This is a genomic window from Methylovulum psychrotolerans, assembly GCF_002923755.1.
GTDB lineage: Bacteria > Pseudomonadota > Gammaproteobacteria > Methylococcales > Methylomonadaceae > Methylovulum > Methylovulum psychrotolerans.
The window spans coordinates 164,735-188,219 of sequence record NZ_PGFZ01000006.1 but is presented as its reverse complement, the minus strand read 5'-3'; the positions used below and the strand labels follow the sequence as shown (position 1 = coordinate 188,219).

22 protein-coding genes are annotated in these 23,485 nt (G+C 52.9%); 11 read left to right on the top strand and 11 right to left on the bottom strand.

Annotated features, from left to right (window positions below):
• A partial coding sequence (locus AADEFJLK_RS25165; protein WP_211299224.1) for a hypothetical protein occupies positions 1 to 219 on the top strand: 219 nt, incomplete at its 5' end.
• A gap of 68 nt (positions 220 to 287) precedes the next feature.
• Here the strand turns inward: AADEFJLK_RS25165 and AADEFJLK_RS14175 are convergent.
• The 5 genes from AADEFJLK_RS14175 to atpD are packed head-to-tail and all read right to left on the bottom strand — an operon-like array spanning position 288 to position 3,444.
• Positions 288 to 995, bottom strand: coding sequence for a F0F1 ATP synthase subunit A (locus AADEFJLK_RS14175; RefSeq protein ID WP_088619990.1), 708 nt, complete (start codon positions 993 to 995; stop codon positions 288 to 290).
• Positions 979 to 1,287, bottom strand: coding sequence for an ATP synthase subunit I (locus AADEFJLK_RS14170; protein ID WP_103974793.1), 309 nt, complete (start codon positions 1,285 to 1,287; stop codon positions 979 to 981). Before AADEFJLK_RS14170 ends, AADEFJLK_RS14175 begins: the two co-directional genes overlap by 17 nt.
• Positions 1,277 to 1,621, bottom strand: a complete 345-nt coding sequence (locus tag AADEFJLK_RS14165; protein ID WP_103974716.1) for an AtpZ/AtpI family protein — start codon at positions 1,619 to 1,621, stop codon at positions 1,277 to 1,279. Before AADEFJLK_RS14165 ends, AADEFJLK_RS14170 begins: the two co-directional genes overlap by 11 nt.
• Positions 1,614 to 2,006 (bottom strand): F0F1 ATP synthase subunit epsilon, encoded by a 393-nt coding sequence (locus AADEFJLK_RS14160; RefSeq protein WP_232463645.1) that lies wholly within the window; start codon positions 2,004 to 2,006, stop codon positions 1,614 to 1,616. Before AADEFJLK_RS14160 ends, AADEFJLK_RS14165 begins: the two co-directional genes overlap by 8 nt.
• The gene (gene atpD, locus AADEFJLK_RS14155) at positions 1,990 to 3,444 is read right to left on the bottom strand and encodes a F0F1 ATP synthase subunit beta (protein WP_103974715.1); all 1,455 of its coding nucleotides are present in this window, start codon (positions 3,442 to 3,444) and stop codon (positions 1,990 to 1,992) included. Before atpD ends, AADEFJLK_RS14160 begins: the two co-directional genes overlap by 17 nt.
• A gap of 957 nt (positions 3,445 to 4,401) precedes the next feature.
• Between atpD and AADEFJLK_RS14150 the strand changes: the two genes are divergently transcribed.
• From AADEFJLK_RS14150 to AADEFJLK_RS14115, 8 genes are all read left to right on the top strand, one after another.
• The gene (locus tag AADEFJLK_RS14150; RefSeq protein ID WP_103974714.1) at positions 4,402 to 5,583 is read left to right on the top strand and encodes an acyl-CoA dehydrogenase family protein; all 1,182 of its coding nucleotides are present in this window, start codon (positions 4,402 to 4,404) and stop codon (positions 5,581 to 5,583) included.
• A gap of 122 nt (positions 5,584 to 5,705) precedes the next feature.
• The gene (locus tag AADEFJLK_RS14145; protein ID WP_103974713.1) at positions 5,706 to 6,932 is read left to right on the top strand and encodes a bifunctional 3,4-dihydroxy-2-butanone-4-phosphate synthase/GTP cyclohydrolase II; all 1,227 of its coding nucleotides are present in this window, start codon (positions 5,706 to 5,708) and stop codon (positions 6,930 to 6,932) included.
• Between the two features lie 428 nt (positions 6,933 to 7,360).
• Positions 7,361 to 8,755: an FAD/NAD(P)-binding protein gene (locus AADEFJLK_RS14140; RefSeq protein WP_249028054.1), complete on the top strand. Its 1,395-nt coding sequence runs from the start codon at positions 7,361 to 7,363 to the stop codon at positions 8,753 to 8,755.
• A gap of 748 nt (positions 8,756 to 9,503) precedes the next feature.
• Positions 9,504 to 9,746 (top strand): YMGG-like glycine zipper-containing protein, encoded by a 243-nt coding sequence (locus AADEFJLK_RS14135; protein WP_088620177.1) that lies wholly within the window; start codon positions 9,504 to 9,506, stop codon positions 9,744 to 9,746.
• Positions 9,747 to 9,847: 101 nt separating this feature from the next.
• On the top strand, positions 9,848 to 11,719 hold the full coding sequence (locus AADEFJLK_RS14130; protein ID WP_103974712.1) for an intermembrane phospholipid transport protein YdbH family protein: 1,872 nt from the start codon (positions 9,848 to 9,850) through the stop codon (positions 11,717 to 11,719).
• Complete coding sequence (locus AADEFJLK_RS14125; protein ID WP_088620179.1) at positions 11,719 to 11,916, top strand: YnbE family lipoprotein; 198 nt, start codon at positions 11,719 to 11,721, stop codon at positions 11,914 to 11,916. The genes AADEFJLK_RS14130 and AADEFJLK_RS14125 overlap by 1 nt, the downstream gene beginning before the upstream one ends.
• Positions 11,917 to 11,925: 9 nt before the next feature.
• Positions 11,926 to 12,264: a YdbL family probable chaperone protein gene (locus tag AADEFJLK_RS14120; protein ID WP_103974711.1), complete on the top strand. Its 339-nt coding sequence runs from the start codon at positions 11,926 to 11,928 to the stop codon at positions 12,262 to 12,264.
• Between the two features lie 96 nt (positions 12,265 to 12,360).
• Positions 12,361 to 14,697: a fatty acid cis/trans isomerase gene (locus tag AADEFJLK_RS14115; RefSeq protein WP_103974710.1), complete on the top strand. Its 2,337-nt coding sequence runs from the start codon at positions 12,361 to 12,363 to the stop codon at positions 14,695 to 14,697.
• Between the two features lie 51 nt (positions 14,698 to 14,748).
• On the opposite strand, the gene AADEFJLK_RS14110 is transcribed toward AADEFJLK_RS14115, so the two are convergent.
• The 3 genes from AADEFJLK_RS14110 to gpmI form a co-directional block, all read right to left on the bottom strand.
• The gene (locus AADEFJLK_RS14110; RefSeq protein ID WP_088620182.1) at positions 14,749 to 15,549 is read right to left on the bottom strand and encodes an OmpA family protein; all 801 of its coding nucleotides are present in this window, start codon (positions 15,547 to 15,549) and stop codon (positions 14,749 to 14,751) included.
• A gap of 18 nt (positions 15,550 to 15,567) precedes the next feature.
• Positions 15,568 to 15,948, bottom strand: a complete 381-nt coding sequence (locus tag AADEFJLK_RS14105) for a DUF4398 domain-containing protein (RefSeq protein WP_088620183.1) — start codon at positions 15,946 to 15,948, stop codon at positions 15,568 to 15,570.
• A gap of 426 nt (positions 15,949 to 16,374) precedes the next feature.
• Entirely contained in the window at positions 16,375 to 18,027 is a 1,653-nt protein-coding gene (gpmI, locus tag AADEFJLK_RS14095) for a 2,3-bisphosphoglycerate-independent phosphoglycerate mutase (protein WP_103974708.1), read from the bottom strand.
• A 421-nt stretch (positions 18,028 to 18,448) separates the two neighbouring features.
• Between gpmI and AADEFJLK_RS14090 the strand changes: the two genes are divergently transcribed.
• Positions 18,449 to 19,258: a ParA family protein gene (locus tag AADEFJLK_RS14090; RefSeq protein ID WP_088620185.1), complete on the top strand. Its 810-nt coding sequence runs from the start codon at positions 18,449 to 18,451 to the stop codon at positions 19,256 to 19,258.
• A complete protein-coding gene (locus AADEFJLK_RS14085; protein WP_088620186.1) occupies positions 19,255 to 20,160 on the top strand; it encodes a ParB/RepB/Spo0J family partition protein in 906 nt (301 codons plus the stop codon). Before AADEFJLK_RS14090 ends, AADEFJLK_RS14085 begins: the two co-directional genes overlap by 4 nt.
• Positions 20,161 to 20,433: 273 nt before the next feature.
• Here AADEFJLK_RS14085 and AADEFJLK_RS14080 read toward each other — a convergent pair whose 3' ends face one another.
• From AADEFJLK_RS14080 to AADEFJLK_RS14070, 3 genes are read right to left on the bottom strand one after another with little or no spacing between them, the layout of a single operon-like run.
• Positions 20,434 to 21,657: an ABC transporter permease gene (locus tag AADEFJLK_RS14080; RefSeq protein WP_211299223.1), complete on the bottom strand. Its 1,224-nt coding sequence runs from the start codon at positions 21,655 to 21,657 to the stop codon at positions 20,434 to 20,436.
• Positions 21,654 to 22,334: an ABC transporter ATP-binding protein gene (locus AADEFJLK_RS14075; protein ID WP_103974707.1), complete on the bottom strand. Its 681-nt coding sequence runs from the start codon at positions 22,332 to 22,334 to the stop codon at positions 21,654 to 21,656. The genes AADEFJLK_RS14080 and AADEFJLK_RS14075 overlap by 4 nt, the downstream gene beginning before the upstream one ends.
• The gene (locus tag AADEFJLK_RS14070) at positions 22,334 to 23,482 is read right to left on the bottom strand and encodes an efflux RND transporter periplasmic adaptor subunit (RefSeq protein WP_103974706.1); all 1,149 of its coding nucleotides are present in this window, start codon (positions 23,480 to 23,482) and stop codon (positions 22,334 to 22,336) included. Before AADEFJLK_RS14070 ends, AADEFJLK_RS14075 begins: the two co-directional genes overlap by 1 nt.
• Positions 23,483 to 23,485: the final 3 nt, after the last annotated feature.

Below are 23,485 nucleotides of genomic sequence, written 5' to 3'. Positions count from 1 at the left end.
GTTTGCCGCGCCGAGCATCGCAGGTTTTGTCGGGATCAGCCCGAAGGGGCGCGGCAGGGATGCCGCGCGTCGGCAGGTGGGCAGGAGCCCACTCTGCCGACCCCCGACAAAACCGAGAAGCGCAGGATCAAGCGGCAATCGGGCCGCCTTTTCTTTGGATACTTTCTTTTGGCGGAGCAAAAGAAAGTATCTCGCCTTCGGGTGCGAGAACCCGATTAAAAAAACCGTCGCGAGAGCGACTCATCACTACATTTTTCAATATTGTAAAAGTGACTGCGTAACATCAGTTAAGTTTTCGCGGCTGGCAAGGGGGGCGATGGAGTCTTGCGTTTGCGGTCGCCCAGCGCGGCGGCGATATAAACCGCCGCCAGAATGCTAAAAATATACGCCTGCACCATACCCGTAAGCAAGCCCAGTAAGGTCATGACAATCGGAAACAGGAACGGCGTGATGGTCAGCAAAATGGCTATAATCATCGCCCCGCTCATCATATTGCCGAACAGCCGGACAGCCAGTGCCAAGGTGCGGGAAAGTTCGCTAATGATATTAAAGGGCAGCATAATCCAGGTCGGCTCAAGGAACGTCTTCAGGTAGCCGCGCAAGCCTTGGTTTTCGATACCGAACCAGGGTACGGCGACAAACACACATAAGGCCAGCGCCACGGTGGTCGACAGCGACCCGGTCGGCGGTTCATAGCCGGGAATAACGGTGCACAGGTTGGCGGCGGCGATGAACAGGAACAAAGTGCCGAGAAAACCGAGATAGTTTTTGGGGTGGCGTAAACCCACTTCGGCAATTTGTTGCACGATTCCGGTGACAATGATTTCTAAAAAATTCTGCCAGCGCGAGCGTTGCAAGGATGTGGACAACTGACAGGTAATCAGCTTTGCGCCGACCGTCAGCACCAGCAACAACCCCCAAGTATACACAATGGTGGCGTTGAGTTTGACAAAGCCGTATTGCCAAAAGATGATCTCATCAGGACTCAGGTGCATGGCAGGCCTCCGTAGTTAAGCCTTTGGCTTGGCTGAGCCGGACGACCAACATCCGCATCATGACAAAGCCCAGCAGGCACAACACCAGCCGTTGCCAAGCGTCGCCCGCAACCCAGTAAAAGCCCGTTAGGGTGATCCCGGTACGCAACAGTAAGCTGACCAGAAACCACAGAGCGGGCTGTTTGGCGGCCACCGCCTTGCGCACCGTCCACCACAGCCCGCCAAAAAACACCGCACCGAGCAGTATGCCTGCCAACCAAGCCAGTAAGCCTAGCGTTATGTCATGCATCATCTTCCTCTTCCTCCTGTGCTTCGTGCATGGCTTTATCTTCTTTATCCACCCAAACCCACGCGTTAACGCAGCCAAGCACCAACCCTGCCATCAGCAGCGCCAACGTCCAAGAGTGGCTACTGGGGTAATGTTTGTCCAGCCATATCCCTAAGGCCGCACCTAACAGCGTCGGCACCACCACCGACCAACCGACCAGACCCATCATTCCCAGCCCCACCCAAACACCTTGCTTGCGTTGCCGCCGCGCCTTGAGTTTACGCGCCGCTTTTGCGCCGATGGTTTGGCCGAGCGGGGTCGGGATGTTACCGCCTTTAGGCGGTGTTGGTTTAGCCATGATGGAACCCCACTAAACGGCGGATAATGCCGCTTTCCAATTTTGCCATCACCGAACGCACATTTTGCGCCTGTTCGTCCAGGGTCAAAAACTCTTGTTCGACCAAGTCACGCAAACGCGCCAAATCTTTACCCGCTATCGCACGGCGCACCGACACCAAGACTTCTAAGCCCGTTTTGACCAACACGCCTTCATCGACCGCCAGAAACGCCTCCCCCGCGTCGGTTTCATAAACCAAAATGCCGGGCGGCAGGGCAGCCACGCAATCGAGGCGGTGCGGCAGCAAGCCAAATGAACCTTGGTGGGTTTCGGCGACAATGCGCGACACGCCGCCCGTTTCGGTAAACACTTGGAAAGGCAGCAGCACCTTAAGCGACATCAGCATGGACGGTACTCACTGGCGTTGGGGTTGCGGCGGCTTGGGCGGGAGTTGGGGGCTTCGCTTCGCCTATCGCGCCGATCATATACAAGGCACTTTCGGGGTAATCTTTGAATTCATCATGGAGAATCCGCTCACAGCCATCCAACGCCTCTTCCAAGCTGACCAGCTTACCTTGTAGGCCGGTGAACTGTTCGGTGGTAAAAAACGGCTGGGTAAGGAAACGCTCCAAGCGGCGGGCGCGGGCGACCACATTACGGTCTTCTGGCGATAACTGCTCAAGGCCGAGCATGGCAATTATGTCTTTAAGTTCTTCATATTGTGCGAGCGTCCGGCGGATGTCTTGCGCCAAACGGTAATGGCGTTCGCCGACAATACCCGGTGTCGCCATTTTAGAGCTGGATTGCAGCGGGTCAATCGCCGGGAACAGCCCTTCGCCCGCCCGTTTGCGTGACAGGACGATGGACGCGGACAAATGCGCGAAGGTATGCACTGCCGCCGGATCGGTAAAATCGTCGGCAGGGACATAGACGGCCTGGATTGAGGTAATCGCCCCAGTATCGGTGTTGGCGATGCGTTCTTCCAGCCCGGCCAGCTCGGTACTCAGGGTTGGCTGATAGCCCAGCCGGGACGGCATCTGCCCCATCAGGCCGGACACTTCCATACCTGCTTGGATAAAGCGGAAGATATTGTCGATTAACAGCAATACGTCGCGGTGTTCGTCGTCGCGGAAATATTCCGCCATGGTCAGGGCGGCATGGCCGACCCGGAAACGGGCACCGGGCGGTTCGTTCATTTGTCCGAAAATCATCGCCATGTTCGGCAACACCCCAGCGGCTTGCATGTCGCGGTACAGCTCTTCACCTTCGCGGCAGCGTTCGCCGATACCGCAAAAAATACTCACACCTTCTTGGTGGCCGATCATATTATGGATCATTTCGGTAAGCAAAACGGTCTTGCCCACCCCTGCCCCGCCAAACAGCCCGGCTTTGCCGCCCCGCTCCAAAGGCATCAGCACATCAATGACCTTAATGCCAGTAACGAAAATTTCTGCTTGGGTGGAACGCCGCGCCAAGGGCGGCGGCGCATTGTGTACAGAACGCCATTGCACCGCCGCCAAGTCGCCTTGGCGGTCAATGGCATTGCCGAACACATCTAACATGCGTGACAGCAAGGCTTTGCCGACCGGGGCTTGCAAAGGCCCACCCGTATCCAGTACCGCCATGCCACGGGCCAAACCTTGGGTCGGCGTTAAGGCAATGCCCCGCACATGTTGCGCATCCCGTTGCGCCAGCACTTCAAGCAAGACCGGTTGGGCAGCAGTGCCGGTGCGCAAGAGGGTATAGATGGCGGGTAACTGTTTGTCAAAGCGCATATCCACGACACTGCCGCGCACCGCGACAATCACCCCGGCGTTGGCTGGTTTAGTGGCCTTATTTTCCATATTACCTCCCGCTGATATAGCATGAGTTTAACGCAGACAAACCGTATCTATCAATAAATTCCTGCTAATGGCGACATCCTGCGGGTGAGCCAATAAGCTAATACCCGACAAAGCGCCTTCGCCAACATTATTTTTAATTATAGAGGCCGGGTTAACGCTTATCTGTGCGTTGGCGCACTGTTTATATAGAGGCTGAAGTTAGCTAAAACGACATTGGCCCTTTGCTAATCAAAGCCTGTTTTTAACGCATGCGTTTATTCTGTCGTGTGGTCAGCTTTGGACTTTATACTCGATCATCAAGTTTTTAATATTAGAATAAGCAACTTAGCCATTAGATATTGGATTAGTATTTTAATTAAGTAAAAACAACAAGTTGCAATGGAATCCGTCCCCCTCCCCTGATGGGGAGGGATGGGGTGGGGAGAATCTAAATAAGGCTTTTTTCATTAAACGAAATAAAAACAGNNCCCACCCCAGCCCTCCCCATCAGGGGAGGGAGCTGCCCACCTTAACAAGCCTTAGCTCTCCGCTAATCTTCCCCACTATTTAGAGGTGACTTTATGAAAAACTTGATGATCGAGTTATAGGCTTATGTTTTTAACAAATGCCCCACCCTATGTAGAGCGGGCCTTATGAAAAACGTAATGATCGGGTAATAGGGAATCGCGGCAACTTCCCGGTGCTCTGCTGGAGTAGCAGCAATTAGTGTATGCACCGCTGCCAGTCCAGCAGCCAACAAGGTTGTTTCATTAATTATTAATTAAAAACAATTGCTTATAATTGGCCTGATAACTGCATTAGCTTGTTTGCATACCATCAGGTGTTCGCCCTGTCTGGCCACTTGCCTAGTTTGGCCAGTATTGCAAAGGCAGGTTACGGTGTGGATAAGCCAACTATTGCCAATTTTGGCTTATTCACCGGATAAATCATTCAAATAAGCTCATAAGGAGATTTATTATGTCCGCTCAGGATTACGACAAAATACGCACAGACATCCGAACGCTCGTTAACGATGTGATTAAGGCCAATGTGGAACAGACCGATCAGGGGGTATTCCCTAGGGATAATCTGAACGCACTCGCTAAAGCAGGCTGGAATGGCATCTTGATTCCTAAAGAATATGGCGGCTTAGGCTTAGATCATCTGGCATTTTCCATCGTCTGCGAAGAAATTGGCCGGGTTTGCGCCTCTACGGGTTTGGTGTTTGTCATGCACACAGGGGCTGCGCAAACGATTAACTTATTTGGCAATCATGACCAAAAACTACGTTGGCTTAAACCTGCGCAAGAGGGGTTGCTGGGTACTTATTCAACCAGCGAAAAAGCCTCAGGCGGACATTGGTGGTTTAATTTTAGCGAAGCGGCACGCGATGGCGATAGCCATTATCTGCTCAATGCCGATAAATCCTTCACCACCAGCGCTGGAGCCGCCGACTATTATCTGTTTCAAACCCGCTCCCCAGGCGCACTGGGCCCTACTGACATCAGTTTTTTCATTGTTGATGCCAAACTCGATGGCATCACGCATGGGGTTTGGGAAGCGCTGGGTGTTAGGGGCAATCACAGCGGCCCCATTTCCTATAAAAATGTCCGTGTTGATAGCCAAGACCGCCTTGGTGAAGAAGGTAAAGGCAAGGACATTGTCTATGATGGGGTGACACCTATTTACCTGATTGGTTTAGGTTCCGTTTGGCACGGTGTCGCCAGGGCAGCCTTAGAAGCTGCCGCTACCCATCTTACCGGCACTATACACCGCGATTTCAACCGCAAATTATCCGATTACCAGGTGCTTCGGCAACAACTCGGCGAATCGAAAGTGCTGGTGGAAAGCTTGCGCCCGTGGCAGCACGATTTGGCCCGCCAACTGGATCAATTACAAGCGGACGGGCAACCGCAGGGGAAATTGCTGTTGCCGTTAACCGAGTTTAAGGTACATGCGTCGGAAGTTGCCAATATTTCGGCTCGCAATGCCATGGATGTCAGCGGCGGTTATGGCTATAAAAAAGGCCAGATAGAGCGCATTTTCCGTGATGCCAGGGCGGGCATAGCGATGGGGCCATCCAACAATATCGCCCGCGAATGGATAGGCAAAGATTTGGTGGGCTTGCCTTTAGAATTATTTGAAGCAGGTGGCGAATAAGCTGAATGACTAAGGAACGGGGGTTGTTTAAAACACCCCGCCCGCCTAGCGGTTGGCCAACGCCCCAATAAAGGCGAAGCGGGGCCAGCCGTCTTACGGCATTTACTTTTAAGGTTATCGCCATGATTTACGATACGATCGAAACAGCCATTCAGGCCATAGCCAACGGCGGCTTTGTTGTCGTTGCCGATGACGCTGGCAGAGAAAATGAAGGGGATTTGATTATCGCCGCCGAGAAAATAACGCCCGAACTGATGGCGTTTTTAGTCCGTCACAGCAGCGGTGTGGTCTGCGTGTCATTGCCCGAAGAGCGGGTCGATGCCCTAGGGCTTGAACCGATGGTTGCCCGCAATACCGATCCCTACGGTACGGCCTTTACCGTTTCGGTGGATTTGAACAAAGGCACCAGTACCGGCATATCCGCCGCCGACCGGAGCGCCACCATCCGCGCTTTGGCAGACCCCACCACGGTCGCCGCCGATTTTGCCCGGCCTGGGCATGTGTTCCCTTTACGCGCGAGAAAACACGGGGTCTTAAAACGGCCTGGACATACCGAGGCGGCAGGTGATTTAGCGCGTATGGCCGGATTGTATCCGGCTGGGGTGCTGTGCGAGCTGGTCAATGACGACGGCAGTATGATGCGCGGCACGGCGTTGCGGGCTTTTGCCAAACAACATCAGTTACCGTTTATTAACATTGCCGACTTGATTGCCTACCGCCGCCGTAACGAACAACTGGTGGAACACGTTTCCGAAGCGCGGCTACCCACGGCGATAGGGACTTTCACCGCCCATGTGTACCGTTCGGTATTGGACGGCTTTGAACATCTTGCCTTGGTTAAAGGCAAAATAACCGGGCAACAGAATGTTTTAGTCCGTGTCCACTCGGAATGCTTGACTGGCGATATTTTGGATTCTTTACGCTGTGATTGCGGTAACCAACTGAAAATGGCGCTGGGCAAAATTGAACAGGCGGGTAGCGGCGTTTTAGTTTACTTACGCGGCCATGAAGGCCGGGGCATTGGTTTAGGCCATAAGCTCCGTGCCTATGGGTTGCAGGATCAAGGGCGGGATACCGTGCAAGCCAATGAAGAATTGGGTTTGCCGATAGATTCCAGAAGCTATGATGTCGGGGCGCAAATATTGACCGATTTGGGGGTGACGACGATGCGCTTAATGAGTAATAACCCGGCAAAATTCAGCCAATTATCGGGCTACCGGCTCAAAATCGTTGACCGGGTGCCATTGGAGCCGCCCCCCAACTGCGAAAATATTGTCTATTTGCGTACCAAGTCCGAAAAAATGGGCCACATGCTGAGTTTAGGTACTCTGGGGCTTGGGAAGGGCTGAATGTCTTATGCCATAAATGCGCTGCCTTAAGAAAAGCGTATCTTAGGATCGTGCATGAAATAAAATCTGTTGAATAGGCGAAAGTACGGCAACCCCCTCCCAGCCTCCGCCTTGGCAGGGGGAGGGGCTTTTTCCCCCTGATTTTCGCCTGTACGACGGGGAAGCCCCTGCCAAGGGCGACTGCATGGATGCACACCCTCAGGGGTGTAAAGAAGGTAGAGCAACGCAAGGAGCGGTTGCCGAGAGGGCTGGGGCGGGGTTTAACACGCTGAGGTGCAATATAACGCCCACTTAATTTTATGCAAGTTCCTTAGAAAAAATCAACACGAAACAACGCCAATATGCCGCCCCATCCATTACCACTGGGCGGCACTATTGGCGTTGTCATATCTATAAACCATGAAAACGCATTATGTTAAAGGTGAGTTGTGAGCTATACCCATAAAATCGCTATTATCGGCGCAGGTTTTAGCGGCACGATGGTGGCCGTGCAATTGTTACGGCAAACCCGGCAGCCGCTGACGGTGTATTTAATTGAACCTAATTTGCGGCAAGTCGGGCGGGGTAGAGCCTATAGCACCGATCAGGATTGCCATCTTTTGAATGTGCCGGCTCATAATATGAGCGCCTTGCCGGATGAGCCGGCACATTTTTTTACCTGGGCAAAAGCTAGGGAAAGCGGGCTGTTAGAAAATCGCTGGGTAACAGAAGTGACGCCAAATGCTTTTTTACCCAGACGCGTTTATGGCGACTACTTAGTTGATTTGCTGGATAAGACCGAACAACAGGCCGCTAATCATTGCCGTTTGGAAAAAATAACCGCTAACGTCATTGGCATCACCCTAGAACCAGGACATATCGCACTTAAACTGGACACGGGCGGGCTGTTGTCGGCGCAAAAGGCGGTCTTGGCGATAGGCAATTTTCCGCCTAGCGATAGCTGGGTAAACGGCACTGATTTTACGGCCAGTGGCCGCTATTTCAGTAACCCTTGGCAAACTGACGCGCTGGCGGCACTGCTGGAAACCCGTTCGTGTTTGTTAGTGGGTAGCGGACTGACAATGGTGGATTGGGCTATCGCCCTGTCAGAAGTGGGCTATCAAGGCCAAATCCATAGCATATCAAGGCACGGCCTGATGCCGCAAGTGCATCGGCCGTGCCAGAAAAGGCTTACGCCGCTTGCCTTTGCCGCCCCCACATCGGTACGCCGTTGCTTGCGGCAAATCCGGCGGCTTATTCAGGTATCTGATCATGATTGGCGGGCGGTGCTTGATGCGTTAAGGCCTGTCAGCCAAAGCCTATGGGAGGCTTTGCCCTTATCCGAACAGCGGCGGTTTCTCCGGCATTTGCGCACTTATTGGGATTGCCATCGCCACCGTTTGGCGCCTGTGGTGGGTAGTCGGCTAGACGACCTGCTCAATACCGGGCAATTGCGCCAACACAGCGGGCGGGTCTTAGCATGCCATGACAACGGGCAAGGCGTTGAAGTGGTGTTTCGGGCGCGAGGCCAAACAAAAACCCAAACCTTGGTAGTCGGTGCTGTGGCGAATTGTACCGGATCTGAAAGCAATTACCGTAAACTGACTAACCCTCTCGTCCAAGATTTGCTTAACCAGCACCTGATACGCCCTGATCCCTTGGTGCTTGGCTTGGATGTGGCGGCGGACGGGGCGCTGATTGATGCCGGGGGCAAGGTGTCCAAACAGCTCTTCACCTTGGGGCCACCGCAAAAAGGCCGTTTATGGGAAACGACGGCAGTACCGGAACTGCGTGGGCAAGCCGAAAAATTAGCCCGCCTATTGTTAGCCGCCGGTGAAGCTTGAGTACGCCCAAGATGGTTGAGCTTATCAGCATGTCCTAATACCGCTTATCTTTACATTGCCGCCACCTTTACTACAAGCCTTAAAGGTGGCGCTTAAGCCTAATCAAATCATTTCTGTATAGACTTCAAACGGTCAAGTTTTCGGTTTTTTGGTAGGGTACGCTGTACCCTCAGGGGCATAAATGCGTACCTTTAAAAACCATCATAAAATCAGTGCAAAAGGTACTACAGTAAATAAACTTGACCGTTCAGAGTATATACTTCAAACGGCCAAGTTTTCGGTTTTTTTGGTAGGGTACGCTGTGCGTACCTTTAAAAAATCCTCATAAAAATCAGTGCAAAAGGTACGCACAGCGTACCCTACGGTGAATTGTAAAAGCCGAAAACTTGGCCGTTCACAGTATATATTGAAATCTGTACCTTTTGTTTGACAAGATACCCCCCATCCCCAAACCCATAACCTACTTTACTGGCAAGACTACGCCTGCCATTCAGCTACGGTAAAGGCTCTTAGTCGTAAGCTGTTATCGCCTCAGTACGGTAGGGCAAACACAGCGCGGTGTTTGAGGCACGGTCTTTCGCCTATGTGCGTTAACGGACGGACAGGCGGGAACCGGAGCGATAAACTTAAGCTGACGGTGGCAATATAGCCTAAGGGCTACTGCCTAAGTGCAGGAACGGCGGGGTCACTCACCGTCCCAAATCGACCGGCCTAATATGCCGGAAACCCCATATATAAGGATGACATCATGAAAAACAGACAATCAGCTATAAAAACCACTCTTATTGTCGCTATGTTTATTAGCCTGACCGGTTGCGCGGGGATGTCCAGACAAGGCCAGGGTACTTTGCTCGGTGCCGGTGCGGGCGCGTTAGGCGGTGCGGCCCTGACGGGCGGTAGTGCGGTAGGGACGATTGGCGGTGCGGCGGTGGGTGGGCTTCTCGGTAACGTTATTACCCAACCCCGCGCAAGAGGCCGTTACAGAAGATAAGTGGGCGTTAAGGCCACACTGAAACAGGTTTTTCGAAAAAATTAGCCGAATCCAGATAAGCTGCACTATGATGGGCAGTATTTTCACTGCATGTCCTGCCCATGAAGCCCTCTACAGCCGCCAGCCTTAAGCCACCACACCGCATCAGGAACAGCCTAATTGCAGTCTGTTGTGGTATGGTGCTGGTGGGCATTGGCGTTTGGTGGAACCGTGCCTTTATCATGGAAGAGGTGTTAGTGCGCTTGCTTGCCCGGACACCTTTGTTAGCGCCGAAACTGTCCGGCTTACAATTTGGCTTTAGCCAAGCCAATTTGGCGGAAATGACGTGGGGACTGGAAACTGGGGCAGGCTTGTTATCCGCCACATTGGCGGATGTCACCCTAAGCTACGATCTGAGTGTCCCTAAAGTGTCGGCAATCGCTATCGGGCAGGCACAGCTTAACTTTGTTTACCATACGCCTGATAAAGCCGCCGTTAACAGTGCTACCCCCTTCGGTACCCTGGCTTATCCGCTGGAGCAAGTCAGTATCAAGCAGTTGGATTTAACCGCCATAAGCCCATGGGGGTTAAGCCATATCGTCGGGCAGGCTGACATCAGCCGTGCCAGCACGGGTTTACTCCAAGCAAGCTTTGCAACAGCTGACCAAGCCTTAAGCCTTGTTTTTAGTGCGGGTTTGCGCAGTGCCCAAGTGCTGGGCAAACAACAAACCGGCGCAACCGTGTTTACCTTGGATATTAGCCATCTGGATCAAGCGGATAAGCAGGCGCATTTACAAGGTGATATGGGCGCGTTAGGGCAATGGCTAACGGCCAGCCCTTTGGTGCCTGAACAGGCACGGGCAAAAATGGCCACCTTGGCAAAAGCGTGGCTAACGCCTGAATTGGCTTTGGCGAAAGTGACGGCAACCGTCCAAGCAACTGACAAGGCCGCCAGCCCACACGGGGTGATATGGCTGACCCGTGATGGCGGTTATCTTGCCAAGACAGAATGGGCAATGGCCGCGTCGGGTGCCGTGAATGCCACGGCCTATCTGGATATGACGGCGGCAACCCTGCTCGGCTTTATCGGACCTTGGCAACCCGAAGTGACGCGCGGCTGGCAATTGCACGGCGGGCAAGTCCAAGGCGCGGTACAATTACGTTGGCAAGCCCAGCGGCCTCTGGCGGGTACGGCGCATTTTAGCGTCTTCGACTTGGCGGTAACGGCGGATCAGACCGAACTTAATCAAGTGACAATCATGCTGGATGTGGCCGATCTCAGCCGTCAGGCGGTGGCGGTCTCGGTCACTGTCCCAGCGCTGGCGTTCGGTAAAAAGATGGCGCTACGCGACCTTAACCTTAAGGCCGACTATCAAGACGGCAAATTGACGGTAGGCCAAGGCATAGGCACGCTGTTTGGCGGCCAACTGGCCGTGCTGCCGGCGACTTTTGACCTTAAGCAACGTCCCATTTTATTGACGTTACAAGTGCGCGGCGTTGATGTGGCGCAACTGCTGGCTACCCTCAATGCCGATAGCCTGTCGGGTAGCGGCACTGTCGACGGTGAGCTGCCTTTGAGCATTTCCGCCACGGCTATCGAAGTGCTTGACGGTACGCTGACCGGTACCCGTCCAGGGGTGTTACACTATCAAGGCCCGGTTGCCGATAAGGAGAACGTGGCCTTTAGGGCGTTACGCAATTTGCAGTACCACAACTTACAGGCCAAGGTCAATTACCGTCCTAATGGCGACTATCATGTCGGTTTGCGTTTGGAAGGCAGCAATCCTGAGGTGTTGTCAGGGCATCCGCTGGCCTTTAACCTTAATTTAAGCGGACAGTTACCCGAACTGCTGCAAAGGGGTATCATGGCGGGTGACTTTGAGCGGGCTATCCTCAAAGAAGCCAAAAGCCAAGCCGCCCCTATTAAACAACCTGTTACCCCCACTCATGGGGATCATCCACCTAAGCCGCCGCCAGCGGAACGGAGACCATAATGAAATGGACAACTGCAAAACGTGTGCTTATTTTGTCGGGTGCTTGGCACTTGTTTGGCTGTGCGCCAACGGTTAAATTTGAAGCTCCCGACAAACCGATAGAAATCAATATGAATATAAAAATCGAACATGAAATCCGCTTGAAGATTGAAAAAGATGTCGATGATCTGATTTCCACGCAAAAAGGCTTATTTTAGGAGATATCAATGAAAAAAACACGCTTGCACTGCTTACGGTCTGTGCTGTTAGGGCTATTACTGGTCTCTTTACCGATTGCCGCCGCCGATTTGGATCAGGCCAAAGCGGCTGGGTTCATTGGCGAAAAAATAAGCGGTTTTTTGGGGGTGGTCAATCCTGCCGCGCCTGCCGATGTGAAAGCCTTGGTGGAAAGCATCAATGCCCAGCGGTTGGCGGAATATCAGCGCATAGCCAATAAAAACGGGGTCACTGCCGACACCGTCGCCAAACTTGCCGCACAGAAAATCATCGGTAAAACCCCCTCAGGGCAATTTGTCGACACCGGATCGGGTTGGCAACAGCGTTAACCGAACCTGCTGGAGGCTTGCCCACTCAAACCCTGCATAACCTTTTGCAAGCCTGCGCGGATAAGGCCTATCATCCGCTAACCGACAAGGGACATTATGCGCAAGCTGCTGCTCTGTTTATTGCTATTATTGCTGGCAAGTTGCGCGGCTTATACCCGTTACCAACTCGACCAACAGTATGGCGCCGCCGATCCTGCCCGTTTCGGCCACCCCATCAGCACCGCGTCTGCCGTCAGTTACCGCCGTGATGTCAAACCCATCACCGATAGCCGTTGTGCGGTTTGCCACGGCTGTTTCGACGCGCCTTGCCAATTACAAATGGGCAGTTACGAAGGCATTACGCGTGGGGCGAGCAAAGAAAAGATTTATAGCGACTTAAGGCTATCGATGATGGCGCCGAGCCGCTTGTTTACCGATGCCCAAACCAATCAGCAATGGCGTTTGCGGGGCTTTACCCCGGTGCTTAACGAACGCCAGCCTGACCCGGCCACCAATCGGGAAGCCAGTGTCATGGCTAAACTTTTGCAATTGAAAAAGCGGCACGACTTCCCTAAAGCGGGTTTGTTGCCCGCCGGGCGTTTTGACTTTTCTTTGTATAGGGACCAAGCGTGTCCGGCGCTTGAAGAGATGGCCGATTATGCCAAAGACCATCCCGAATGGGGGATGCCTTATGGCTTGCCGCCGTTAACGGATAAGGAACAGCAAACGTTAATGCGCTGGTTAGAGGCGGGGGCACCTGTTGAAGCGCCGACCGCTTTGGCCAAAAACCAGTTAGATGAAGTGCAACAGTGGGAAGTGTTTTTAAACGGCGATAGCCTGAAGGCACAGTTAATGGCCCGCTATATTTACGAACACTGGTTTTTGGCACACCTGTATTTTACTGATTTGCCGGAAACGGCATTTTTTGAGCTGGTGCGCTCGACCACCCCGCCCGGCCAGGCCATCGGCCTGATCGCTTCGCGCCGCCCCTTTGACGACCCGCAAGTGGCGAGGGTCTACTACCGTTTGCGCCCGCTGCAAGGGACGGTGCTGAGCAAAACCCACTTGCCTTACGCCCTTAATGCGGCACGGATGCAGCGCCTTAAGGGCTGGTTCCTGGACGCACCCTATACCGTAACGGCCCTGCCTTCGTACACGCCGGAAATCGCCGCCAATCCGTTCGTCGCCTTCGCACAACTGCCGGTGCGCTCACGTTATCGGCTGATGCTGGACGAAGCGCAGTTTACTGTGATGGGTTTCATTAAAGGCCCGGTTTGCCGTGGGCAAGTGGCGATCAATGTCATCAACGATTATTTCTGGATCGGTTTTGCCCATCCCGATAACCCAGATCAGAACAGCCAACAGTTGCTGACCGCCGCCCTCCAGCAAACCGACCTGCCTATCAGCGACCAAAGCTTGGGCAGTGTGTTAAAATGGCGGACGTATGCGGCACAGGAAAACCAGTATCTACAGGCCAAAAGCAGCCTCATGAATAAGGTGCTGAGCGGGCAACACGCGCCTAATTTGTCCCTGTTATGGGATGGTGACGGCACCAATGCCAATGCCGCCCTGACGGTATTCAGAAATTTCGACAACGCCAGTATCGTCCAAGGCTTCGTTGGCGAACAGCCGCAAACGGCGATGATTATTGGCTATCCTTTACTGGAACGCATCCATTATTTGCTGGTGGCGGGGTTTGATGTGTTCGGCACCGTTGCCCACCAATTGCAGGCACGGCTGTATATGGACTTTTTGCGGATGGAAGGGGAACAAAATGCCCTGGCCTTTTTGCCGCTGTCCATGCGCGGCGCGGTGCAAGATAAATGGTACCGCAACGCGCCTGATGCCGTGTTGGCGCATTTGCATGATAAACAGCGTTTGTATGTGCAAAATACCGGCATCCTTTATAAGACCCAAGAGCCGTGGCCTGAGTTTACGCGGCTTTGGAAACGCCATCTCAGCCCCGTGCTGGACACCCGCTACGAATTGACCGACACTACCCTACCGCTTGATTTGCTGAAACAATTGGCCGGGCTGCATGGCAAAGCCGTTTCTTATCTGCCGGAAACTGTGTTCATCACCCTCAGCGACGCGCAACACCCCGCCCAGCATTTCACGCTCATACGCAATAGCGCCCACAGCAATGTTTCCGAACTGTTCAAAGAAGAAGACCGCCGTTTGCCCGATGAAGATACGTTGACGTTAGTACCCGGTTTTCTGGGCGCTTACCCAAATGCTTTTTATCGCTTAGGGGTACACCAACTGCCGGATCTTATCAACACCATACAGCATCTCAATTCTGAAGACAGTTATACCGATTTGAGCGCCCGTTTTGCTATCCGACGCACCAACCCGCAATTTTGGCCACATACCGATTTGCTCCATGCCGCTTACCGTAAAAGCTTTCCGATAGAAGCGGGCTTGTTTGATTTTAACCGCTTTGAAAATAGGTAGGGGCGGGCAGATGCCCGCGCTCCCAGCCTCTTACCGCCGCTGCGTTAAAGCCTAACGCTGAGTGATGTTACCGTTGGCATCGGACAGGATAATTTCCACACGGCGGTTCAGTTGGCGGCTGCCGGCATCATCATTGCTGGCGATAGGGGAACCCTCGCCATAGCCGTGCGTGCTGATGCGCTCGCCGCCGATACCGTCATTGAGCAACGCCGATTGTACCGAGTCGGCACGGCGTTCGGAGAGGTCTTGGTTATGTTCGTCACTGCCCGTACTGTCGGTATGGCCTTCGACGGATACCTTGTAGTTAGGGTATTGTGACAAAAAATCCGCCAGTTTTTGGACATTGCGGACACCGCCTGATTTCAGCTGCGCTTTGTCGACGTTGAACAAGACATCGCTTAGGGTGATGACCATGCCACGGTCGGTTTTCTTGGCGTTCAGGGCATCAAGCTGGCGTTGTTGTTCGGCAATGAGCGCGTGGTCACGGTCTATTTCTGCCGTTCTGGCATCTAAGCGCACCGCATTACGGTTAGCGGCAGCATTGGTGACGACCAATTCTGCGGTTTTGCGGTTGGCGACTTCTTGGGCAATATTGACTTGCTGTGTCGTGAGATACGCTAATTGGTTAACGGTGCCGGCATCTTCGTCATTAGCGAAAGCGGTATCCGCTTTCGTTAAAGATTCCCCCGCCGTTTGCAGTTCTAAAGCCGCCAACGAAGTCACATCGGCATCGCTACGCGCGGTATTAAAGTTGCTATGGGCGGCATCCAGAGCCGGATTGGGTACGGAACCACAGCCTGACAACAGTGCCACAGCGATCAGGGAGAGGGGGAAAAAGTGATGGTTTTGCATAAGGGGCTCCTGTGTGGGTTAGTGGGCGCTACGGTCAAGTTCTTGACGTAACACACGGTTGTCTTCCTGCAATGCGCCAGCGGCGGTATGGGCTTTGGCAGAGCGGGCGGTGGCGCTGGCGAGCTGCGCGTCAACTTGTGCCTGCTCCGCCAGCTGCCGGGCGATTACATAGTCTTTGTCGTCCATCGCCCGGTTGGCGGCATCCATTTTATCCATCGCCGATTTAAGCAATATAGGCGCTAATTCCGTTCCCCCGGCACTGCTGGCATTATCGACAGCGGCTTTGGAAACGGCCATCTGTTCTACGGGCGGCGGAACACTGGCGCAGCCAGCGATCAGTAAGGCAAGCGCCGCACTGCTAAGCAGAAGGCTCGCTTTAGGGTGGGTCATTTTGTTCATAACATATTATCCATTGGGTTATATAAGCATCGGACACAACCGTTAAAAGTTCACGGTTGCAACAATTATTGCGTTCTGATGGACTATTAAAATAATTGCCAGAAAGCAACGGATTTGAAAAACCATTGGCTTTATTAAACACTTTTTTGGGGGCTTTGACGGTACGGTAGCGTACATAGGCGGTTATTGCCGTACAGCGGTGCTGTGGCATTAACTGATAGCACTGTCCGCATGATAGGGATCAGGCAGGGGGCTTATTTAACCCTATCCGTCCCACTTCTTTTTGATAGAGCGGGCAAACGGTTCGGGGAATTTTTTAACTTGGCTTTATAGGGAAAGTTCAGGGGCTTTTTTGGCGGGGATAAATAGCATGGCGGAGGTTACGGCTCTTGGGGTGCGGGCATCCTGCCCGCGCCCCAAGGATTATTAACCGACGGCCACTAAACTCGCGGCATAATCTTCGGGTGGCTCAAAGCCTAACAAGGTGATGCAGGTCGCGGCGAGGTTGGCAATACCCGCGTTGGGCACGTCAGCCAACCGGGCGTTGGCCAGCCCCGATGGGTCATAGACAATACCCGGCACCGGGTTTAATGAATGCGCGGTCTTAGGTTTGTAGTTGCCTTGTTCATCCAGCACCAAAGCGCCGGTTTTCTTATCCAGTTCGCACATATCGTCGGCATTACCGTGATCTGCCGAGCACACCATAATGCCGTTAGTTTGTTTCAGGGCGGCCATAATCTTGCCGACCCCTTCATCTACGGCCTCAACCGCCAATTTGACGGCATCCACCCTACCTGTATGGCCCACCATGTCGCCGTTCGGGAAATTCAGGCGGATAAATTGGTATTCGCCGCCCTCAATCGCCTTTACCACCGCAGCGGTGATTTCATCGGCTTTCATGCGGGGCGCATCTTCGAACGGGCAGACATCAGACGGAATTTCTTGCCACGTTTCGGTAGCAAATTTACCCGAATTATTGCCGTTGAAGAAGTAGGTCATGTGGCCGTATTTTTGCGTTTCCGAAATGGCCAATTGCTTGACACCGGCATTGGAAAGGTATTCGCTCATCGTGCGGTCAATCGCTGGCGGTGTCACCAGATAACGCGCCGGCACACCCAGATCACCGTCATACTGCATCATGCCCGCATACATCACATCGGGTTTGCCGCCCCGGTCAAATTCCTTTAACTCATCGGCTTCAAAGGCTTTGGTAATTTCCAAGGCACGATCACCGCGAAAGTTAAATAAAATGACGCTGTCGCCATCGACGATCGGCCCTACCGCTACGCCGTCGCGCTCAATGACAAAGGCGGGCAAATCTTGATCGAGAATGCCAGGCATTTCCGCCCGGAACGTTGTCACGGCTTCTTGCATCGACGCAAACGTCCGGCCTTCGGCTTTGACATGGGTTGCCCAGCCCCGCTTCACCATATCCCAATTGGCATCATAACGGTCCATAGTGATATTCATGCGCCCGCCACCCGATGCCACGCAATAATCGACTGTGCCGTCGGCATTGAGCGCATCCAAAAAAGTTTCGAAGCGTTCCACATACTCGAATGCCGAAGTCGGCGGCACATCGCGCCCGTCAATCAAGGCATGTATCCGCGCACGCTTAACGCCCTGCTCTTTCGCCTTGCGTAACATGGACTCCAGATGGTTAATATTGGAATGGACATTACCGTCCGACAACAGGCCGATAAAGTGCAAGGTTGATGCTTGGTCATGGACATGGGTAATCAGCTCATGCCATACCGAACCGTCGGCATACATCGCACCGGAGGCAATCGCTTTACCGATTAAGGCCGCGCCTTGCTCAAAAATCCGCCCGCAACCGATGGCATTATGGCCTACTTCCGAATTGCCCATATCCCCATCATCCGGTAAACCTACCGCTACGCCATGCGCCCGCAATTTTGTGTACAAGGCATTTTCATGCAGCCAATCTAAATTCGGCGTATTGGCCTGTTTGACAAAATCGCTGGCCGGGTTTTTACCGATCCCCATCCCATCCATAATGACCAATACCACAGGTCCTTGCGGGCCGGTAAAAGCCACATTTTTTTTCAACTCAATCATTGCAAACTCCAAATTACAGGTCTATGTAGATAAAAATTTTCTTAGGGCCGCTGACAGCGTTAGGCTATTGCATCGCGGATACGGAGGGGATGGGTTTTTGTATAATCAGTGTGATCCGATAGGGCGGGTTGACGGAAACCGACTGTGGTTTTGCCTATGTACACCGCGATAACCGCTGCTTAAACGTTACCCACCGCCGCTGATTTTTAGTGTGTGGGCACTAAATAGGGGACAGAAAAGAGGCCTGATAGCCCTATAAACCGCTCTATTCATGGTATGCCAAATAATATTTTAAAGCAACTTGCGCAAGGTATAGGCCCGGCAGATGTGCCGGCCGCGCGGTCAACAGCATTTTAAAGGGCTGTCTTTTTTATCCCTACCCACCTATAATGGACACAAATTTTACTCATACCGTACACACATGTCAGCTAAAAAAACCGTAACCATTGCTGTATCCAACCATAAAGGCGGCTGCGGCAAAACCACGACTGTGATTAACCTTGCGGCGGAATTGGCAAAATTAGGCCTATCCGTATTGGTTATTGACCTTGACCCCCAAGCCAACGCCAGCCTGCATATCGGCAAAAAACATCCCAGCGAAGTGTCGGTGACCTGTGCGGAACTGTTGCTCTCCGAAATCGAAAAATTGCCCTTAGCCATCCATGAAGATACCCATATTGAAGGGGTGTCGTTAATTTATGGCTCACTCTTGTTGGGCAGGACAGAAGACGAATTGAAGGATGTCGTGCCTAGGCCTTCGGAGGAATTGCGCGATAAGATACGGCCTTTGCAAGGCATTTATGACGTGATCTTAATCGATTGCCCGCCCAGTTTGAAACTGTTGACCAGCAATGCCCTTGCGGCGGCCAGCCATTTGATTATCCCTATCGAATCCGGTTCGCAATACGGCATGTACGGCGTTACCGATTTGCTGAGGTTGGTTGAAAAAATCCGCCGCATTAATCCGGCCTTAGAATTGATTGGCGCTTTATTAGTCCGTCATGATGAAAGGCAAACCGTCTGTAAATTAATTGAGGGCGCGGCGCGGGAGCAGATCGGTAAATTGATCGACATTAAAATCCCCACCAGCACCAAAGTCAACCAATCGGCGATTGCGCAAATGAGTTTGCGCGAGTTGGACAGGACATCGAAGGTGGCTAGGGAATATAAAAGGTTGGCGGAATTATTGGTTGAACGCCTGCAACTTACGGTGGGAGATGAGCCTTTATGAAAAAAGACTTAAAAGGTATGCTGCAATCCAAGCTACAGCAAAATAACCTGCGCCATACCGCTTCCGGCCAAGAGGTGGAGTTTGCCGAAGGCAGGGAATACCGTTTGGTGCCGGTTGACAGCATTGAGGCCAACCCTTACCAGCCGCGCAAGGTATTTCCTCAGGACGAATTGGACAAGCTCGCCGCGTCCATCGCGGAGATTGGCCTATTGGAGCCGATTTTATTGCGTAAAGCGGGCGATGGCTATCAGATAGCGGCAGGCGAGCGGCGCTGGCGGGCGCATAAGCTGCTGCATAAAAATACGGTCGAAGCGATCGTCACCAATATCTCGGACAGCGATATGGCGGTGTTTGCCTTGGCCGAAAATGTCGATAGGGAAGATTTAAGCGATTATGAAATCAGCCTGGCCATACGCCAAATTGAAGGCTTGTTTCCGACTAAAAAGAAACTCGCCGAATCCCTAGGCTTGGTCAGGGAAGACATGTACCGCTATTTTGCCTTTAATGAGTTGCCGGATTTTATCTTGGCCGATTTGGAGGCCAACCCCAGATTACTGTCCCGCTCCGCCGCCAACGACCTGAAAAAAGTCTTGAAAGACCATAAGGATTCGCCGTATCTTGACCAAGTGAGTGCCGAGGCGTGGGATTTATTGGTGGCTAAGGAACTCGACCAAACCAAATTGGCCGATTTTATCAAAAGAAAAATAAAAGAGGTAGCGAACAACATCGATACCGATGTGCAGATGGCGCAGTATTTTTTTCGGGACGGCAAAAAAGTCGGCAATATTTCTTCGACCAACCATCATTTTACCATTAAACTCAGCGCCAAACTGCTCGACGAAGTGCAAGAAAAACGCCTAAAAGACTTTATAGAACAGATGTTGGCAGATACGGCGTTGTAACTGGGGGCAGCGGGCCTAAAAAAGTGTAACAAGTTGTTACACTTTTTAGCTGGGCTTTGGCTATCGGGGTGAGTCTTCGTGCAATGCTCTTTAGCCATTGCACGCTGGCCTAACCGAGTGTACCAACCTTTAGCCTGCCGTTTGCTTAACGCCTGACTCTATAAGCAGGTTTATAGCTATTTTTAATGCCCCAGCCTTTGGCCGTCCGTTACGGCGCCAAGTAAAGCCGACTTTCGTCTTCTGGCAAGGAAAATTGGCTTTTTTTCTCCCCCGCTACTGAAACCGCAAGGCTTCAATAGGCTTTAAATTAGCGGCTTTCCGCGCCGGATAAAAGCCAAAAAACACCCCGACACTCGCCGCCACCCCAAACGCCAGCAACACCGAGCTAAGCGTCACCACTACCAGTGTATCGTTGATTTGGCTGTAAAAATAAGCGCAGGCAACCCCTAAAGCCGCGCCGATAAAACTCCCGGCTAGGGAAATCATCACCGCTTCGAAGAGAAATTGCAGCAAGATGTCGCTGTTTTTTGCGCCGATAGCCATGCGGATGCCGATTTCGCGCGTCCTTTCGGTGACCGATACCAGCATGATATTCATGATGCCGATACCGCCCACTAAGAGCGATACCGAGGCGATGGCGCCGAGCATGGTCGACATGGCGGCGGTGGTGCTGGCGGCGGCTTGGGCAACGGCGGTGAGGTTGCGGACGGAAAAATCATTGTCTTTATCGGCATGGATACGGTGCCGGGTGTGCAGTAAATCATTCATTTCCTGTTCGGCTTTCGCCATCACGGCGGCGGACTTGGCTTTCACTAAAATCATCCGCACCATGCCGGGGAATTGGTTGCCGAACAATTGCCGTTGCGCAGTGGTGATCGGCACTAACACGGTATCGTCTTGATCGCGCCCATCCAAACTTTGGCCTTTTTGCGCCAAGATGCCGACTATCAGAAACGGGCTGTTTTTGACCCTGACAATTTTCCCGACCGGGTTTTCATCGCCAAACAGATTTTTCACCACCGTTTGCCCCATCAACAGCACCCGCGTCGCCGCACGGATGTCGCTGTCTTTAAAACCTTCCCCGGCCACCACTTGCCAATCGCGGACTTCAATAATGGCTGGTGTGGTGCCCGCGACTTGGGTGCTCCAATTATTGGATGCGTAAATCAGTTGTGCAGAATTGAAAATATTCGGCGCGACGGCGGCGATTTGCGGCAATTCGCTGATGGCTTGGGCATCGGCTAAGGTTAATGTCGGCACGGTGCCGGAACCTTGCCGGGTGCCCCCCGCCGAGCTGGAGCCGGACAATACGATAAACAAATTGCTGCCCATGGAGGCGATGGACTCATTCACCATCAATTCCGCACCTTGGCCGATAGCCATCATCATAATGACCGCGCCGACCCCAAACACCATCCCCAGCATGGTCAACAGGGTGCGCATCCGGTTCGCCAGCATGGCCGCCCAACCTTCCCCCAATAAGGCCCCGATAATCATGTGCGGGTATCGCTGGCGATTTGCCCGTCACGCACCAGGATCATGCGCTGGGCATGGGCGGCAATATCCGGTTCGTGGGTGACGAGGATGATCGTGATTTTTTGCTCTGCGTTCATCGTTTGGAAGATTTTCATAATGTCTTCGCTGGTTTGGGTGTCCAGATTGCCGGTCGGTTCATCGGCGAGAATGAGTTTGGGATCGGTCACCAAGGCTCTGGCGATGGCGACACGTTGCTGCTGTCCGCCGGACAATTGGTTGGGACGGCGTTCGCCAAATTCTGCCAGGCCGACCCGGCTGAGCATTTGCAGGGCTTTTTCGCGCCGTTCGGGTTTGCTTTTACCCGCATACAGCAAGGGTAAGGCAATGTTCTCTAAGAGCGAACTGCGCGGCAATAAGTTGAAGCCTTGAAAAACAAAGCCGATCAATTGGTTGCGCAGGTTAGCCAGTTCATCCGAGCTTAAGGTGGCGGTGTCGCGGTCTTGTAGGTAATAATGCCCGGCGGTGGCGGTATCCAAGCAGCCGAGGATATTCATTAACGTCGATTTGCCGGAACCGGAATGCCCCATGATGGCGACAAATTCGCCGCTTCCGATGTTAAAGTTAATGTCCTTAAGCACCGGGACATTGATCAAATACTGTTTGTAGAGACCGCTGACGGATATGAGGGGGCGGGGCATCAGAACGCCTTGATACGGAAGTTTTGCTTGTCCGCCGCCGTTTTTTCAGCACTTGGCTTGGCATTGCTATTTTCCAGTATCAGCGCGTCACCCGCTTGTAAAGCCCCGCCAATGACTTCGGCATATTTGCCGTCATTAATGCCCAGTTCCACAGGGATTGCCACCGCCGCACCCTTTTCCAAACGGTACACCGTTTTGGCAGATTTATTGGCAACGCTGCCGACAGGGCGAAACTTTAAGGCGGCTAAGGGCAGTTTTAAACTGTCGCCCCTTTCTTCAATAACGATATTCACAAACGCCGTCATGCCGGGCAGTAAAATTTCATCGGGATTGCTGACATCAATCACCACGTCGTAGGTCACGACATTTTGCAAAACGGTCGAATCTAGGCGGATACGCCGGACGGCGCCGGTGAAAACACGGTCTGGGTAAGCATCGACGCTAAAGTTGACCGCTTGGGCTTTGCGTACCCCGCCGACATCGGCTTCAGCGACCGAGGTGTCGATTTGCATGGTTTTTAGGTCTTTGGCAATGGTGAACAGGGTCGGGGTTGTAAAGCTGGCAGCGACCGTTTGGCCAATATCAACACTGCGCGACACGACCACACCGGATACCGGCGATTTGATAATGGTATACCCCCGATTTGTCTTATCGCGTTTCAGTAACCCTTCCGCCGCATCGACCAAGGCTTTTGCCACCGCCAAGGCTTGCACGGATTGGTCGAGTTCGGATTTGGCGATGTAATCTTGGGCATACAAGCCGTATGAGCGTTGCGCGTTCAATTGCGCCAACTTCAACGATGCTTGGGTGTTGGCGAGGTTGGCTTGGCTTTGTTCAAGTTGGGCGTTAATCAGTGAGGGGTCAATTTCTGCCAGTATCTGGCCTTTGGTGACGCGGTCGTTAAAATCCACATTCAGTTTATTGACCACGCCGGAAATTTGCGTGCCGACATTGACCAGCACCACGGGATTTAAGGTGCCGTTGGCGGAAATGCTCGTAGTGAGTTTGCCTTTAACGAGGATTTCTGTGCGGTAGTCGGGCTTTTTTTCTGCCGTCCGCCATGGGCCGAACCAATAGCCCCCGGCAAGAACCGCTGCCAGCACCAGCAAAATAATGGCGATATGCCGACTAAACCAAGAACGTTCCATAGA